Origin of the sequence: uncultured Fibrella sp. (genome assembly GCF_964250085.1) — a bacterium.
Taxonomy (GTDB): domain Bacteria; phylum Bacteroidota; class Bacteroidia; order Cytophagales; family Spirosomataceae; genus Fibrella.
This window is the reverse complement of the sequence record NZ_CAXUEC010000002.1, coordinates 675,534-691,603: the sequence shown is the minus strand read 5'-3', so window position 1 is coordinate 691,603 and position 16,070 is coordinate 675,534. Positions and strand designations below refer to the sequence as shown.

The 16,070-nt window shown below is 53.3% G+C and carries 17 protein-coding genes; 10 read left to right on the top strand and 7 right to left on the bottom strand.

Annotated features, from left to right (window positions below; translation table 11 throughout):
- Positions 1–55 precede the first annotated feature (55 nt).
- On the top strand, positions 56–721 hold the full coding sequence (locus tag ACFE8Q_RS08375; RefSeq protein ID WP_375444917.1) for a TetR/AcrR family transcriptional regulator: 666 nt from the start codon (positions 56–58) through the stop codon (positions 719–721).
- Here the strand turns inward: ACFE8Q_RS08375 and kynU are convergent.
- Complete coding sequence (gene kynU, locus ACFE8Q_RS08370) at positions 695–1,966, bottom strand: kynureninase (protein ID WP_375444916.1); 1,272 nt, start codon at positions 1,964–1,966, stop codon at positions 695–697. The genes ACFE8Q_RS08375 and kynU overlap by 27 nt on opposite strands.
- A gap of 93 nt (positions 1,967–2,059) precedes the next feature.
- On the opposite strand from kynU, the gene ACFE8Q_RS08365 reads away from it, so the two are divergent.
- Positions 2,060–3,070 carry a nitrilase-related carbon-nitrogen hydrolase gene (locus ACFE8Q_RS08365; RefSeq protein ID WP_375444915.1) on the top strand — a complete coding sequence of 337 codons (1,011 nt, stop codon included), beginning with the start codon at positions 2,060–2,062 and terminating at the stop codon, positions 3,068–3,070.
- A 100-nt stretch (positions 3,071–3,170) separates the two neighbouring features.
- Here ACFE8Q_RS08365 and ACFE8Q_RS08360 read toward each other — a convergent pair whose 3' ends face one another.
- The gene (locus tag ACFE8Q_RS08360) at positions 3,171–3,797 is read right to left on the bottom strand and encodes an NUDIX hydrolase (protein ID WP_375444914.1); all 627 of its coding nucleotides are present in this window, start codon (positions 3,795–3,797) and stop codon (positions 3,171–3,173) included.
- Positions 3,798–4,096: 299 nt separating this feature from the next.
- Between ACFE8Q_RS08360 and ACFE8Q_RS08355 the strand changes: the two genes are divergently transcribed.
- A complete protein-coding gene (locus ACFE8Q_RS08355; protein WP_375444913.1) occupies positions 4,097–4,597 on the top strand; it encodes a GbsR/MarR family transcriptional regulator in 501 nt (166 codons plus the stop codon).
- Between the two features lie 105 nt (positions 4,598–4,702).
- Positions 4,703–5,458, top strand: a complete 756-nt coding sequence (locus tag ACFE8Q_RS08350; RefSeq protein WP_375444912.1) for a hypothetical protein — start codon at positions 4,703–4,705, stop codon at positions 5,456–5,458.
- An 82-nt stretch (positions 5,459–5,540) separates the two neighbouring features.
- On the opposite strand, the gene ACFE8Q_RS08345 is transcribed toward ACFE8Q_RS08350, so the two are convergent.
- On the bottom strand, positions 5,541–6,407 hold the full coding sequence (locus tag ACFE8Q_RS08345) for an alpha/beta fold hydrolase (RefSeq protein WP_375444911.1): 867 nt from the start codon (positions 6,405–6,407) through the stop codon (positions 5,541–5,543).
- 69 nt (positions 6,408–6,476) lie between these two features.
- Here ACFE8Q_RS08345 and ACFE8Q_RS08340 point away from each other — a divergent pair, with 69 nt between their 5' ends.
- Together ACFE8Q_RS08340 and ACFE8Q_RS08335 are read left to right on the top strand one after the other, a co-directional pair.
- Positions 6,477–7,016, top strand: coding sequence for a hypothetical protein (locus ACFE8Q_RS08340; RefSeq protein WP_375444910.1), 540 nt, complete (start codon positions 6,477–6,479; stop codon positions 7,014–7,016).
- A gap of 122 nt (positions 7,017–7,138) precedes the next feature.
- Positions 7,139–7,855 (top strand): hypothetical protein, encoded by a 717-nt coding sequence (locus ACFE8Q_RS08335; protein ID WP_375444909.1) that lies wholly within the window; start codon positions 7,139–7,141, stop codon positions 7,853–7,855.
- A 118-nt stretch (positions 7,856–7,973) separates the two neighbouring features.
- On the opposite strand, the gene ACFE8Q_RS08330 is transcribed toward ACFE8Q_RS08335, so the two are convergent.
- Entirely contained in the window at positions 7,974–9,569 is a 1,596-nt protein-coding gene (locus ACFE8Q_RS08330) for an FAD-dependent protein (RefSeq protein WP_375444908.1), read from the bottom strand.
- Positions 9,570–9,831: 262 nt separating this feature from the next.
- On the opposite strand from ACFE8Q_RS08330, the gene ACFE8Q_RS08325 reads away from it, so the two are divergent.
- Together ACFE8Q_RS08325 and ACFE8Q_RS08320 are read left to right on the top strand one after the other, a co-directional pair.
- A complete protein-coding gene (locus tag ACFE8Q_RS08325; RefSeq protein ID WP_375444907.1) occupies positions 9,832–10,062 on the top strand; it encodes a YXWGXW repeat-containing protein in 231 nt (76 codons plus the stop codon).
- Between the two features lie 170 nt (positions 10,063–10,232).
- Positions 10,233–11,444, top strand: a complete 1,212-nt coding sequence (locus ACFE8Q_RS08320; protein ID WP_375444906.1) for an acyl-CoA dehydrogenase family protein — start codon at positions 10,233–10,235, stop codon at positions 11,442–11,444.
- 14 nt (positions 11,445–11,458) lie between these two features.
- On the opposite strand, the gene ACFE8Q_RS08315 is transcribed toward ACFE8Q_RS08320, so the two are convergent.
- Together ACFE8Q_RS08315 and ACFE8Q_RS08310 are read right to left on the bottom strand one after the other, a co-directional pair.
- Positions 11,459–12,625, bottom strand: coding sequence for an acyltransferase family protein (locus ACFE8Q_RS08315; RefSeq protein WP_375444905.1), 1,167 nt, complete (start codon positions 12,623–12,625; stop codon positions 11,459–11,461).
- Positions 12,626–12,838: 213 nt separating this feature from the next.
- Positions 12,839–13,561 carry a 6-phosphogluconolactonase gene (locus tag ACFE8Q_RS08310; RefSeq protein ID WP_375444904.1) on the bottom strand — a complete coding sequence of 241 codons (723 nt, stop codon included), beginning with the start codon at positions 13,559–13,561 and terminating at the stop codon, positions 12,839–12,841.
- A gap of 100 nt (positions 13,562–13,661) precedes the next feature.
- Here ACFE8Q_RS08310 and moaC point away from each other — a divergent pair, with 100 nt between their 5' ends.
- Positions 13,662–14,132 (top strand): cyclic pyranopterin monophosphate synthase MoaC, encoded by a 471-nt coding sequence (moaC, locus tag ACFE8Q_RS08305; protein ID WP_375444903.1) that lies wholly within the window; start codon positions 13,662–13,664, stop codon positions 14,130–14,132.
- Positions 14,122–14,748, top strand: a complete 627-nt coding sequence (locus ACFE8Q_RS08300) for a molybdenum cofactor guanylyltransferase (protein ID WP_375444902.1) — start codon at positions 14,122–14,124, stop codon at positions 14,746–14,748. The genes moaC and ACFE8Q_RS08300 overlap by 11 nt, the downstream gene beginning before the upstream one ends.
- A gap of 6 nt (positions 14,749–14,754) precedes the next feature.
- Here the strand turns inward: ACFE8Q_RS08300 and ACFE8Q_RS08295 are convergent, their stop codons facing one another.
- Positions 14,755–16,044: a hemolysin family protein gene (locus ACFE8Q_RS08295; RefSeq protein WP_375444901.1), complete on the bottom strand. Its 1,290-nt coding sequence runs from the start codon at positions 16,042–16,044 to the stop codon at positions 14,755–14,757.
- Positions 16,045–16,070: the final 26 nt, after the last annotated feature.

Here is a 16,070-nt window from a genome sequence, read left to right as displayed (position 1 = left end):
TGCCGATGCTGCGTTTATCCTGCATAAAGCCCGGTAACCCATTGGCTTTACCAATATGGTGCGCGACCGACTGAAAACTGAACAACGGCTCATTGATGCAGTCAATGAACTAATTACAGAAGGTGGATTCGACAACGTGCGAATCAACCGGCTGGCCCAGCGCGCCGGGGTAAACAAAATCCTGATCTATCGCTACTTTGGCAATCTCGATGGGCTGATTAAAGCCTATTACGAGAAATACAAGCCCATTGTTTCGGCGCCACTCATTGACCTGACCCAACTGGAAGGGGCCACCATCGATGAATTTTTTACCATTTGTGGAGACTACATACTCGCCGAGTTCCGGTTGTTGCGAGCCAATCCGCAAGCGCAGGAGATGATGCGTAATAACCTGATGGGCGGTCGGCCGGGTACGGCCTATCCCGTTGCTTCGCAAAAAGAAGAAAGGCTGCGGATAATGATCGAGCAACTGGGTAAACTCATTCAGAGTAATTACGGCCGTTCGTTTGCCGCCATTATCGTCAGCGGCATGACCATGCTCACGTTCATGGCCCACGATAAACGAACGACAATGGGAATCGATATAGATAGTAAAGAAGGGTGGGACGAGATTGAAGAGGCGATCCGGCGCATCTTCTACGCCGTTGCTCTGGCCACGAAAGAGCGCCTCGGCAACGACAGTATTCCGCACTCGTCAGCCGATAGTCAGGAGCCTGCGTAGCGCGTTGCCTACCTGCCATACCTCGTCGAATGTATTATAGAGTGGGGCAGGAGCCAGCCGGATGCAGTTGGGCTCCCGCCAATCGCCAATGATACCTTCCTCGGTCAGTTGGGTGAAAACAGTTTTACCGTTGGCAGGAATCAGAAGCGACAACTGACAGCCCCGCTGGCCTGGGTCGCCGGGCGTGATGATGTTGACCAGATCACTGACCAGAAAATGCAGATAGGCCGTTAGTCGCTCGCTTTTCAGGCGAAGGGTTGGTATACTGGCCCCGGCGGTGAGTTGCACAGCAGCATTATGTACAGCCATTGCCAGCACGGTGGGCGTGCTCACCTGCCAGCCATCGGCCCCGGGCATGGGCACAAACCCTTTTGTCATCTCGAACCGCCTCGCCTGATCGTAGCCCCACCAGCCCGCCAGTCTGGGTACGTCGTTGCGACTGTGGTGCTTCTCATGAACAAAAAGGCCCGCCACGCCGCCCGGTCCTGAGTTGAGGTACTTATAGGAACACCAGAAGGCAAAATCAACGCCCCAGTCGTGCAGGTGCAGCGGCACGTTCCCTACGGCATGCGCCAGATCGAACCCCACAGGTACGTTGTGTTGCTGCGCCAGACGGGCAATGGCGGCCATATCGAACAACTGGCCGGTGTAGTAATGAACGCCACTCAGCAATACCAGCGCCAGTTCGTCGCCATGCCGCTCGATCGCCGCCAGAAGGTCAACCATCTGCCACGTTTCTTCGCCCGCCCGCGGACTTACCTCAACCAGCACATGAGCAGGGTCGAGCCCCCGGCTTCTAATATGCGTTTCGAGCGCATACTGATCGGAGGGGAAATCGCCGCTGATGGTCAGGATCTTGCTTCGGTTTTGGGTGGGGTGGTAGAACGACGTCAGTAACAGGTGCATGTTGACCGTGAGGTTGTTCATGGCGCATACTTCCGTTTCCCGGCTGCCTGTAATGTGCGCGAGCGCCGGTTTGCTGCGCTCGTGAATGGCCAGCCAGGGCTCATGCTGTAAGGCGTTGTCCTGCTCGAACCAGCCTTCTACGGCCAGGTTCTGCCACACGGCCAGTTCACGGTCAAGGGCTGTTCGGGCGGCTTTGGGCTGGAGGCCCAGCGAGTTTCCGCAGAAGTAGATCAGCGGTTGTCCGTTCCGATGGGGAATATGAAACTGGGCGCGGTAGGAGCGGAGCGGATCGGTCTGATCGAGCTGGCGGGCAAAGTCGCGGTCGTTGATGAAGTTCATGCCGGAAAGTTAACGCAGAAATAAGGATGATCTTTGTAATTTGGCCCGTGAAGATTCCCCCCAACTACTACTGCCTCCTGATCCTAATCACGTATGTACAAAGCGCTCGCCTTACAGCTTACCTGCCAAACCGTAAATAGTGCCACCACCCGCGAAGAAGCCGAAGCCATCATGCTGGCTTCCATCGACCGTATCGACAAACAGATTGACGCATCGATCAACTTTGCCGGTCGTGACACCCTGCTGGTCGTTGTTCCCGAATATTTTCTGACGGGTTTTCCGATGGGCGAGAGTCTGGTTGAGTGGCGCGATAAAGCCGCCCTCGAACTCGACGGACGTATTTACGAAGCACTGGGCGCGATGGTACAGAAACACAAAATCTACTTTTCCGGCAACGCCTACGAGCAGGACCCGTTCTTCCCGGATCTATATTTCCAGACCAGCTTTATCCTCAGCCCAAGCGGCGATGTGATCCTTCGCTACCGTCGGCTGAATTCGATGTACAGCCCTACGCCCCACGACGTCTGGGCCTATTACCTGGAGGCTTACGGGTACGATGCAATTTTTCCGGTGGCCAAGACCAACATTGGTAACCTGGCCTGTATTGCCTCCGACGAAATCCTGTACCCGGAAGTGGCCCGCTGTTTAGCCATGCGCGGGGCCGAGATCTTTCTGCATTCGACCTCCGAGATTGGCAGCCCCATGCTGACGCAGAAGAACGTGGGCAAGATGGCTCGCGCCATCGAAAATATGGGGTACGTTGTGTCGGCCAATTCGGCGGGCATGTCGGGCATCTCTATCCCGTTCGGGTCAACCGATGCCGGGTCTAAAGTGGTTGATTACAAAGGGTTAGTACTTGCCGAGGCGGGCTACGGCGAAAGTATGGTCGCCAACGCCGATATTGATCTGAGCGCCCTGCGCCAGTACCGCCAGCGGACAGGACCGTCGAACCTGCTCTCGCGGCAACGCTTTGAACTGTATGCCGACAGCTACGCACAACACAGCTATTACCCGCCCAACACCCTCCTGGCTGAATCACCGGAGCGAGGCATCTTCATCAAAAACCAGCAGGACGTAATCCGGCGGTTGTATGAAATAAAGTAGTTCAATGTGCCAGGTCCAACGGTCAAAGTCGCTTCGCTTAACCCAAAAAGGTGAAATAGCGAAGCGACTTTGACCGTTGGACCTGGCACATTGAACTACTTTATTTCATCACCGCCAGCAGTTCGGCGATCATCATGGCGGTGGCTCCCCACACGCGGTGGCCCTGAATGTCGTAGTAAGGCGCATCAACGGTTACGCCGCGTACCTCGATCTGGCTGTCGCCGACGATGGTGGTGTCGAGTAGGGTAGTCAGGTTAACCTCGATCACCGCGTCTACTTCGCGCGGGTCCGGGTAAAAATCGGGGCGATAGGTGAGCATGCCCACCACGGGCTGTACGTAGAAATTACTCGGCGGAATAAACAGTTCGGTCAGTTGGCCAAGCACCGTTACATCCTGCACTTTGATGCCGATCTCTTCCTGCGCTTCGCGGAGGGCGGTTTGCGTCAGGTCGCGATCGGTTCGCTCAACTCGCCCGCCCGGAAAAGCCATTTGACCGGCATGCACTCCGTCGTATTGCGGGCGTAGGATCAGCGGCAGATAGATCTCGTTCTGATACGGATAGAACAGAATGAGTACGGCACTACGCCGGGTACGTTCATTGGGCTTGATACCAAGTCTGGTCCGTGCCGACGAGGCCATGATGCGGTGGGCAGCTTCGCCCGGCAATGGTTCCCGAAGGCGTTGTCGGAGGTGAGTAGTAAGTTCGGCGAAAGACTTGGTTACCATTTGTGGGGGTGGTGTGTCGCAGGTTTCAGGGCGTGTCAGACTCCCCATACCAGCCCAAATTTAGGAATAACTACTATACGCTAACGGTAAGCGGTAGCATTTCTGGTGAACAATGTTCACAAAATGTTGACAAGAAGTGGAAGAGCTATCCGCCGACTATGTGTTATCTGACATTACTACTGACTGGGTACGTTACCCATCCCCAACGCACACTATGTAGCCGGATGACTAGGGCGGCTGTCAGGTAATTTAATTTCAATATTTATTGAAAATACAAAAACCATGTATACATTTGGCATATGGAATTCGCAGAGGCAAAAGACAAATTCATTCAGACCTGGGGAACGCTGGCAACGCAATGGGGGATCAACCGGACGATGGCCCAGATTCACGCTTTGTTGATGATCTCACCCGAGTCGCTGGATACCGATACGATCATGGCCGAACTGCAAATCTCGCGCGGCAACGCCAACATGAATATCCGCGACCTGATGGACTGGGGGCTTGTGTTCAAGAAACTGAAAAGCGGTGAGCGACGTGAGTTCTTTTATGCCGAAAAAGACATCTGGAAGGTAGCCAGGCAGGTAGTGAAAGAGCGCCGTCGCCGCGAGATAGCCCCGGTACTTGACGTGCTCGATGAATTGAAATCAATCAATGTAGATTCCCCCGAAGCGGCTGAATTCACCAAAGTGATCGGTAACATCAGCCGGGTAGCCAGCTTTGCCGACGCCACGGCCGGCGCCGCATTAAAAGCCGAAGAAACCTGGCTCATGACCAATTTTCTAAAGCTATTCGCCTGAATAAGTCAACCCGATGAAGCGCAGACAGGCCACAAACAGGTGGCTTTTTTACGAAGAAAAAGTTTCAATTATTTCTGAAAATAAAATTAGTTGATCATTTTTATCATGAATAAGGTCCTGATTTACGATGCCGATTGCCCCCTGTGCAGGGCGTATACGAAGGGGTTGGTCGTTGCTGGTGCGTTACCGGCCAACGCCCGGAAGCCGAGTACGAGTGTAACCAGCGAAGCCCAGATCAAGCAACTCGATTCGGTACGGCGGCGGCACGAGATTCCATTGCTCGATCTGGAAACGGGCGAAACCCGGTATGGCGTCGATGCGGTGCTGACGATACTGGGTGAGTCGTGGCCCCGGTTCGCCCGGTTTGTTCGCGAAACGGTACTGTTCGACCTGGCTCGTCGCTTCTACGCCTTTATTTCCTATAATCGGCGCATCATCTTCCCCGTACCTGCCGAACGCTGGCACATTATGGACCTGACGCCCGATTTCAGCGCCGCCTACCGACTCGTTTTCCTGCTACTGCTTTACACAGCCCTACTCGTCAGTCACCTTGCGGCCGTTGCTCACCCCGATCCGTTGGCACTGGCTATGCTGGTTGGGCAAATCGGGGTTGCGCAGGTGTACATTGTCCGGCATTCTACCCAAACCCGCCTCGCCAATAGCCTCGACTACATGGGTCATTTGGGCATGAGTCTGTTGCTGGGCGGTTTTGTCAATGCAGTCGGTGCCGCTCTGAACGTACCTGAACTACTGCTGGTGGGTAATGCGATCATGGTCTGGCAGCATATAACCCGCCTGCGTGTCATGCAACTCCCCGACTACCTGAACCTGCCATTCGTTGCTTTTGCGCTGCTCAGTTGATGGAATACTCAGCCTTACAGTGTATCTACTCGCCTTTCCGGTGGTGTGTCTGCGGTAAAGTGCTGAGCCATCGGTACGTTGGTTAGTGTCGCATAAACTCAAGCAGCAATCGATTCACGGTGTGTGCTTCTTCATGTTGTACCCAATGCGTGGCCGTTTCAATGAAAACCAACCGGCCATCAACGCACAAATTGATACTGGGCTGAGCCATGTCGCGGATGAGAAACGCGTCCTGAGCGCCCCAGATCAAGAGTGTAGGAACGGTAATCTGCTCGTTGGCGGGTAGGGGAGGACGCTGCTGTGCAAAGGCCCGGTACCAGTTTACCATCGTGCGGAAGGCCGTGTCGCCGGTTGGCCCGGTCTGTGACCAGGCCTGCCGATAGCGCCTCAGATCAGCCTCGTTGAACGTACCTGGGCGGCTGGTTCGCCGCAGGGCGCGGGTCATCAGCCACCAGTTACCCCGCTCGGTGAGCCATTCGGGCAACCACGGAATCTGAAAAAAGCCCGCGTACCAACTGTGCAGCAGTTGGTGGGGACTACGGCGGAGAAAACGGAGCATGACGGCGTAATGCGGTACGTTCAGGCAAGCGAGTCTGGCGAGGCGTTGTGGGTACGTTGCCGCCAGCCACCAGGCCACCACGGCTCCCCAGTCGTGGCCGATCACCGTGGCTTTCTCCTGCCCCGCCGTGTCGATCAGCCCGATTATATCGGCGGTCAGCTTGTCGATGGTGTAGGCATGGATGCCAACGGGTTTGTCGCTCAGGTTATAGCCGCGCTGGTCGGGTGCCCACACCCGAAAACCAGCATCAGCGAGGGCGTCGATCTGCGCCCGCCATCCGTACCAGAATTCCGGGAAACCGTGTAGCAGAATAACTAGTGGGCCATCTGCGGGTCCTTTTTCCATGACGTGCAGCCGCAGGCCGTTGGTTTCGATAAAGCGGGAAAGCATGCTAAACGATTAAATGACACGTCCTGAATACAGATTTATTTTCACCACTACTCGTTAACGCTGATTCGCATGACACTTACTGAAGAATTATCAAAAAGTGACCAAAAGTGGCTGCTGCGCTGGGCGTTGTGGCCAGCCGGTTTATACCTGGCCGGGGCATTCCTGAGTATCTATTCAGTACTTTTTTTGCCGCTTACGTTAACAGTCGTACAGTATTATCTGCTGGACGACAAAGCGGGGAATCATCGTCCGGGCCTTTGGTTCTGTATGCCGTTGATGTACGGTCTGTGCTTTTGGTGCATCACTCTACTTCCTGGCTGGGCGAAACAACTGATAGGTGATCAGTTTTGGGTAGGCGATTTCTACATCAGTCAGTGTGCAGGCGAGTTGCTGCTTTTTTTTATATTCAACACCTGGCGATGGGGCTGGTACACCTTCTTCAACCTGTTCGCCTACAGCATCTGGCTGCTCGCCTTTAAACTGAGCGAAGGAAGCCCGTACCCACTCACGAGCGGTTTATGGCTCTACCTGCTTATTCCGATCATTGGCTTTTTTACCAATGCATTGACGGGCTACGGCTTGATCAAGGCCGTAGAAACTACTGATTAACGACGTGGCAAATGGCTGTATGTCTGGCGTTCTACAGCCTTAGACCACCGAAAAGTAAAGAGGCATATATACTGTCTGGTAAATGATCTACTTTTCGCTTCCAAATAACGAAAAATCATAGGATGAAGACAGTTACTCGTTTTTTTGCGCTTTTCCTGGCCCAACTCTTTTTCTTTCAAACCGTTTCCGCCCAGCAGTTTCTGCCGCCTATCGAGCGTTTTTCCGGTAGTAAACCGGGTTATCTGATCCTGAAAACAGGCGAACAAGTTGATTTTACGCTCGATGATCTTGACCGCAAGAAAGGGCTCATTATCCGTGTGGAGGGTAAATCACTTGATGGGAAGAAATTCAAATATGAAGCAGACCAGATTCAGGAACTGGGACTCAATCCCTCCGATTTTGCAAAATTTGCCTCTTTTTCGGAAAGTACCCGCTCAATCGCTAAAATCCAGCGCAACAAGGTCAATGAGACGGGCCGCAACCTGGTTCTATTCTATAACGAACGCCTCGACGATCAGAAACGGGAAGCACTGTTGCAACTGGTCAACCCTGGCTTCGACTCACAGATGCGGGTCTATGATGATCCGTTTGCGGCCGAAACAATGGGCGTTGGCTTTGGCGGAATGCAATTGACGGGCGGCATGGATAAATCATTCTACGTCAAAACAAACGGAAAAGTGATTCGCCTGAAAAAGAAAAATTACGATGAGCTATTCCGCCCGTTGTTCGACTCATGCCCGGCCGTAATGGACAAATACGGTAAAAGTTTCGCCTGGCGCGACTTCTGTTATCACGTATTCATGTTCGATCAGGAATGCGGCAGTATTTCAGTGAAATAAGAGTTACGCTTCGTGGTCACTGATTGTCAATCAGTGGTCGATAGGCTGCGCTGTGGTTCAATGGTCATTTATTGTACTCGAGCCATAACTACCAGCGCAGCCTATCACCGACCATCACTTACGCGTACAGCTTCGCCAGTTCGTCGGCGCAGCGTTCCCCATCCATGGCGGCAGACACGATACCGCCCGCATAACCCGCCCCTTCGCCGCAGGGAAACAGCCGACGTACCTGCACATGCTCACAGGTGTCGCGGTGGCGGGGAATGCGAACGGGCGACGAGGTGCGGCTTTCAATACCGATCAACTGGGCGTTGTTGCTAACGTACCCACGCATTTTCTGCCCAAAATCGCGAAGGCCTTGCCGTAGCGGCTGGGCAATATGAGCCGGTAAAACATCCTGCATATCCACAGAGACCAACCCTGGCTGGTACGATGTAGGTAACAGCGACGCCGATACACGGCCATCTACAAAATCGGTGACGCGCTGAGCCGGTGCGCGTTGCGAGAGCGAGCCGTCTGGTGCGCTGGCTAATTGGCAGGCGCGCTGCTCCACCGCCTGTTGCAACAGCAGTCCGGCTAGTGGGCCGTGCTGGGCGTAGGGCTTCAGATCAGTATCGGTAATGGCAACGACCAGACCGGAGTTGGCAAACTTCGAGTCGCGGCGGGAAGGCGACATGCCGTTGACAACCAGTTCGCCGGGCGATGTAGCCGACGGAACAATAAACCCACCGGGACACATGCAGAACGAAAAAACGCCCCGCTCAACGCCCCCGAATTTGGTCTGCGTTACCAGGCTGTACGATGCGGCCGGCAGGTAATCGCCCCGGCTGGGCGCATGGCCAAGATGGTATTGCAGGTTATCGATCAGCGCCTGCTGGTGCTCGATCCGAACGCCCATGGCAAAGGGTTTAGCTTCGATAAGTACGCCTTGCTTATAAAGCAGATGAAACATGTCGCGGGCTGAATGACCAGTTGCCAGAATCACGCCTAACCCGGTATACTCGCGGCCATCGGCTGTAACCACGCCGCGCATCTGATCTGCTCCGGTGATAAGGAGATCAACCACTTTAGTGTCGAAATGAACCTCGCCACCTGCACTCAGGATGCTTTCGCGCAGGGCCGTTACTACGCTGGGAAGCTTATTGGTGCCAATATGTGGATGGGCATCAACCAGAATCTGATCGGTAGCCCCATGAGCAACCAGAATCTCCAGAATCCGCCGGATGTCGCCGCGTTTGCTCGACCGCGTATAGAGTTTGCCGTCGGAATACGTACCGGCACCGCCTTCGCCAAAACAATAATTTGATTCTGGATTGACGATGTGGTCTTTGTTGATCGCTGCCAGGTCGCGCCGCCGCGCCCGTACGTCAGAGCCACGTTCGAGAACGATGGGTTTCAGGCCCAGTTCAATGAGCCGAAGCGCCGCAAATAAACCCGCTGGCCCAGCCCCAACGATCACAACCGACCTGGCCTGGCTAACATCCGGGTACGTCAGCCCATGCCGGAGCAGGGGCGGTGGCATTTCGCCCGCATACACGTCGGCGTCGATATGCACTTTGGTCTGTCGGCCCCGCGAATCGATTGACTGGCGGCGTTTACGCACTACCACATCGGGCGCATCGGGTAAGTGTAACTGGTGAAGAACGAAGGTGCGGAATGCCGCCTCGTCAAGTCCCTGTTCTGGTAACAGAGTCAGTGAAAGAGAATGAATCATGAAAAAGCTGGCCGGTTTTTATCCGGCAACGTACCTGCAAATTTACGAAAAAGGGGACAAACGAATCTACTGGATCATGGGATGTTTACTGTTTAATGGGGAAACATGCAGTTGGTTAATATGTATAAATTTTAATTAAAAGTGAACGTTGCAAATTAAACGATTGACCAGTGAGCGCTTCAAATGGTTAATAACTAATAAGTCATCGGGCGTAGTTGGTCAAGTGAGCTGAGTATGCCCGAACAGGTAAACGAAAACCGTTATGAAAACGCTGAAAGTCACATCGACAGCTCTTTGCTGTGGTTTTATGCTCCTTGGTTCACTAAGTAGCTGTGTGGTTCGTCCGGTAGCGAGTCGGCCTGCGCCGCCACCGCAACGGGTTGAAGTTATTCCTGCACCACCACGGGGCCGGTATGTCTGGTCGCCGGGTTACCACCGCTACCGCCGGAACGGATACGTCTGGGTACCTGGCCGGTACGTTCGGGTGCGGTGACCCGTTTGCCCAACGAAGCTGACCGAACAGTTTGCTGCTAAACTACCCGTGGCCTGGCAGGCTCTTACCATCCGCTGGGCCACGGGAAAAATTCGTTGCTAATTGGGTAATTGACGCCAAAAAACCAATTTGCGGTGTAACAAGCCCTCACTTTTGGCAGTTACCCCGGTATGCAAGCACAACCTGTTCCGACCTCGAACCGATTAAAGGCTGACTCCTTCGAGTCGCCCGATTTTTATTTAATCGACGATTTGCTCACGGCTGAACAAAAGCTGGTTCGTTCGGCAATGCGCGATTTTGTGAAACGCGAAATATCGCCCATCATCGACGATTATGCCCAACGGGGTGAATTTCCAGCCCATATGCTTCAGAAGTTTGCCCAGATTGGGGCTTTCGGTGCCACCATACCAACCCAGTACGGCGGTGGTGGATTGGACCATATTTCGTCGGGATTAATCTTGCAGGAAATTGAGCGGGGTGATTCGGGGATGCGGTCAACGGTGTCGGTACACAATTCGCTAACCATGTACCCCATCCTGACGTACGGGTCTGATGAGCAGAAACAGCGATACTTGCCCCGACTGGCGAAAGGCGAACTAATTGGTTGCTTTGGACTAACAGAAGCGAACTACGGCTCGAACCCCGGTGGCATGCAGACAAACTTCATCGAACGCAGCGATTATTACCTGCTAAACGGCTCTAAACTCTGGATCACCAATGGCCCCATTGCCGATCTGGCCGTGGTTTGGGCTAAAAATGAGCAGGGAAAAATAAAAGGGCTGTTGCTCGAAAAAGGCATGGACGGTTTCACGACCAACGAGATAGAGCGAAAATGGTCATTACGTGCCAGCCGGACGGGTGAACTGGTGTTTCAGGATGTGAAAGTGCCCAAAAACCAGATGTTGCCCGACGCCAGTGGTCTCAAAGCCCCACTTGACTGCCTCGATCAGGCGCGCTACGGCATTGCCTGGGGTGCTGTTGGTGCGGCCATGGACTGCTACGAAACGGCCCTGAAGTACGCTAAAGAGCGAATTCAGTTCGATAAACCTATTGCTGGCTTTCAGTTGGTTCAGAAAAAACTGGCCGAAATGCTGACCGATATAACCAAGGCGCAACTCGTTTGCTGGCGGCTGGGTACGTTGAAAAATGGCGGTTCGGCTACCACAGCCCAAATCTCGATGGCCAAGCGCGACAACGTGGCGATGGCGTTGCGCGTGGCCCGCGAGTGCCGGCAAATTCTGGGGGGCATGGGTATTGTGGGCGATTACCCAATCATGCGCCACATGATGAACCTCGAATCGGTGGTTACTTACGAGGGAACGCACGATATTCACCTGCTCATTATGGGCGCAGAGATCACCGGTATGTCGGCTTTCAAATAAGCAACAACTGGGTTCTATTGCGCCAATGTCGGTTCAAACACTGGTTTAGCCGACCGGTTGGGGAAGTGCTTGTCGCGAATGCCGAGGAAATAGCCTTCAATTGTGTTCGTCATCCAGAAACCGAGCGAAATGCTGATGGTCGTCGTCACAAAAAACAGCACGTACTGATTCATCGGTACATACTTTGTTAAGTGGTCGATAAACAGCATGTTAATGAATGGATGCACGATGTAAATCGAGTACGAGCAGTAGCCAATCTGGCTGATACCGTTCACAAGAAACGGCGTAAAGTACCGGTCGAGTTGCTGGTTTATTCGCTCATAAGTAATGAAAATAACCAGCAGCAGGCCAAACGTGCTGTATAGCAGGGTAAAGCCAACTGTTTTTACGAAGAATGAGAAGACAGGGTTAATAAACGGTGTCCAGATCAGACCTACGAGCATCAGCAACAGTAAACTACCCATGTTGAACCGCTTGATTGTCAAGAGCCTGTCTTTTCTGAATTGGTACAAATAGGAGATCAGCACCCCCATTAGTAGCGAGTCGATCCGAAGGTGGGTCATCGTAAAGTTTCTGGCTATTCGTAACTGGGTCATCGTTGAATCCCTGACTGATTCATCAGTAAGTTCAAGGTTACTGATCACACGAAGCAACAGGCAGCCTGCCATGATAGAGAGAACTATTTTCTCCATTTGGCTCATCCCAGCCTGGTTTTCTGCTATGTCCAGCGTAATCTTTTTGGTCTTTAATCCGACCCAGAGCAGTATAGATAGCCCGAAATAGAAGTGCTCTTCAACGGCCAACGACCAGCTTGCCTCAAAGGCATAGCCCCAGCCCGATACGTAATTTTGCACGAAGGTGAGGTCTCCGATAAGCCCGCTTATCGAAAGGTCTCTGGTTAGCAGCAACGGAACCAGGTAAAACGGATACATCAGATAATAGATCGGGTAAATTTTGAACCCCCGCCGAATAAGAAAGGTCTGCGGCTTGATGTTGCCGTATTTCTTGTATTCTCTGAACAGAAGGCCTGACACCAGAAAGCCGCTCAGGACGAAAAACAAATCGACACCAATCCACCCGATTCGGTCGGTGAAATCAAACAAATGGCAGTGCCTGAAGAGAACCAGGGAAATGGCAATTCCCCGCAAAAAGTCAATTTCTCTAAGCCTCTGAACGTTCATGACAATTGATTAATCCTACTTATCGGTTGGACCGGTAAAGGCACAAACCCCGCTGATAGTTGCTCGATCAAAGCTATCAACTACGGGTCAAAACTGATTATAATTTTTCTGAATGGGGCCTGATGTGCTGCCCTGGCCGAAGGATAGAGCTGCTCCACAGCCAGGCAGAAAAAGACGTCAAAGGTACTGCCAAAACACAGGTCGATAGGCTTTTTATAGCTTACCCGCCGCTGCCGCGTCGAGCCAGACATGGGCGCTGGGTTGTGTTTGGAAAATACTGGCCGGGCATTGTTCGGTGACGGGGCCGGTCAGCGCCTCTTTCATAATTGCAGCTTTGCGCGGGCCACTGGCCATCAGAATCACCTCGCGGGCTTCGGTCAGGTAGTGTAAGCCCAGCGTAATACCCTGGCGCAACGGCGTTGCTTTCGTAAAATACTTTTGCCCAACCGCTTTTGTCGACTCGGCCAGGTCAACTACGTGCGAACGAAGCCGAAAGGACGTACCTGGCTCGTTTAGCGCAATATGACCGTTCTCGCCTACACCCACGAGCAGCAGGTCCAGGCCGCCAAAACCGCTGATAACGTCATCGATACGCTGGCATTCGGCTTGGAGGTCAGTTGCTTTAGCATTGAAGTACGTAATCTGATCAGCCCGTAGTTGGGCAGGCGTAAACAGATCGCGGTACAGGAAGTAGGCACAGCCACCTACATCGTCCGGGCCAAAACCCACCCATTCGTCGAGGCCAATAAAGTGGCATTGGCTGAGGTTAAGCTTGCCCGCACGGACCTGCTCAGCCAGCAGACTGTATGTGCCTTCAGGGGTAGAACCAGAGGCGAAACAAACAACTGCATTTGGCTTCTGGCCAATGAAAGAAGCGATATATTGGGCAGCGTGGGCTGAAAGAGCCTTGTAATCGGGGAAAGTGCGCAGGTTCATAGCAGTAAAAGTACCGGCTATAAGCTGGCATCCGGTCGCGTAAGGTAATTAATCGTCTCGTCGGGTCGTACTTTTGTTGAACACGTAAACATGACTATATATGCTGACACACCTCACGCCCGAAGGCAACCCCGCCATGGTTGACGTAGGGGCCAAATCGGTTTCTAAACGCACGGCAAAGGCCCGGAGCATCGTTACGCTGGGCGCGGCCATTCTGCAACATCTCGAAGGAGGGGATATTCAAACCCGTAAAGGACCGGTATTTCAGACGGCGCGGATTGCCGGGACAATGGCTGCTAAACGGACCGACGACCTCATTCCGCTTTGCCATTCGCTGGGTCTCGACGGGTGTTCGTTCGCTATTCGCACCGAAGGCTCTGACGTGATCATTGAGTGCTCGGTATCGGTAGAAGGGAAGACGGGCGTTGAGATGGAAGCGCTGGTGGGGGCGTCGGTGGCCGCGCTAACTGTGTACGACATGTGCAAGGCCCTCTCGCACGACATTGTAATCCGTGAAACGCGCCTGCTTGATAAAACAGGCGGCAAACGCGATTTTCACCATGAAGGGTGACGCAAATTCCGCTGACAACGTACCTGCAAAAGCTGCCGCGCCGGTGTATGGACTGCTGTTGATGGGCGGGCAGAGTACACGCATGGGGCAGGACAAATCAGCGCTCGACTACCACGGAAAACCCCAGCGCGAACACCTGACCGAGATGCTGTCAACGCGCTGCGAATCAGTATACTGGTCTGTAAATACAGGTCAGTTCAACACGTTGACCTATAATCGGATGGTGCTCGATGCCTATTCTGAAACTGGACCACTTGGTGGGCTGCTTACCGCGCTGGAGGCCTTCCCCGATGTTGCCTGGCTCATCGTCCCCTGCGACCTGCCACAACTTGATTCAGGTACGTTGCAATACCTGCTTTCAAATCGTAATTCTGAGACATTGGTCACCGCTTTCTGGAACGCTGACCATACAGGTGCCGAGCCGTTGGTCAGCCTTTGGGAGCCGTCGGCCGGGCCGGTACTGCGTGCGTGGTTTCAGGCTGGTAACCGCAGTCCACGGCGTTTTCTGGCTACGCATCCCGTTACGCTCATCGACGTACCCGACGTTCGTGTGTTTGAAAACGTGAACGACTGGGTAGGGTATCTGACCCATAAGCACTCTACGCCTGCTTCATAAAACGACTCACTCTTCTTCTGCCTGCCGGACCAGGATTTTGTCGATACGGTTTTTGTCCATATCAATAATCTCGAACGTAAACGACTGCCAGCGGAAGGTTTCGCCCACTTTAGGAATATCCTTCAAAATATGCAGGGCAAAGCCACCAAGGGTATCGAAATCGGTAAAATCACGTCGGGCCTGTACCGATAAAGTAATGTCGAAATGCGACAGAAAATCATCGAACGGCAAAGACGCATCAATAAGATAGCTGCCATCTTCGCGCTGATGGATATCGTAATTGAACTCGCTCGTGTCGGAGATGTCGCCCACGAGTGCGTCCAGAATGTCGTTGAGTGTAACAATGCCGAGCACGCCGCCGTATTCATCCACGATGATTCCCACGTACTGCCGACGTTCGCGGAAGCGTTCGAGCACCTGATAGGCGCGGTTATTTTCGGGTAGAAACAGCACATCCCGTTTTAGATCGTTGAGGCGGGTTAGCTCCACATCCAGGTCGGTACCCAGGAAATCTTTTGAATGGATCAGCCCCACCACTTCGTCGACGCTCCCGTTTACGAGTGGATAAACGGCATGTCGGTACTGGAGAATCTGTGCTTTATTTTCGGCGGGCTCAGCGTCCAGATCCAGGTAAACGATGCTCTGCCGGTTGGTCATCAGCGAGGTAATCTTCCGATCACCAAGCTGGAAAACGTTCTGCACGATCTCGTGCTCAATCTCTTCAATGGCTCCGGCAGAGCTGCCTTCCTGCACCAGACTTTTTATTTCTTCTTCGGTAACAGCACTCTCGTTTGGCTTGATACCCAGAAGTTTAATGAGCAAATCGCTGGAGACAGTGAGTAGCGCAATAAACGGCGAAGTTGCTTTAGACAGCAATTCCATTGGGGCTGCCATGGCTTTGGCAATACCCTCCGGATTAGACAGGCCAATGCGTTTCGGCACCAGCTCGCCCAGCACCAGCGAAGTGTACGTCAACGCCAGCAGCACGCCCACAACGGCAATGCTGTGGGAATACGGGGCGAGTACATCGACCCGGGCAACCCAAGCCTGAAAATCGGTGGTAATCTTATCGCCCGAGAATATACCGAGCAAAATGCCGATCAGCGTGATGCCAATTTGAACAGTTGACAGAAAGCGATTGGGCGAGTTGGCCAGGTCGAGCGCCGTTTGGGCACGACGGTCACCGTTTTTGGCTGCGGTCTCCAATTTAGACCGGCGCGACGATACTAATGCGATTTCTGACATCGAAAAAATGCCGTTCAAAATCGTCAGCACCAGAATTATGAGTAGCTCCACGTAGTAGACAATTGTCCTGTTTGCAA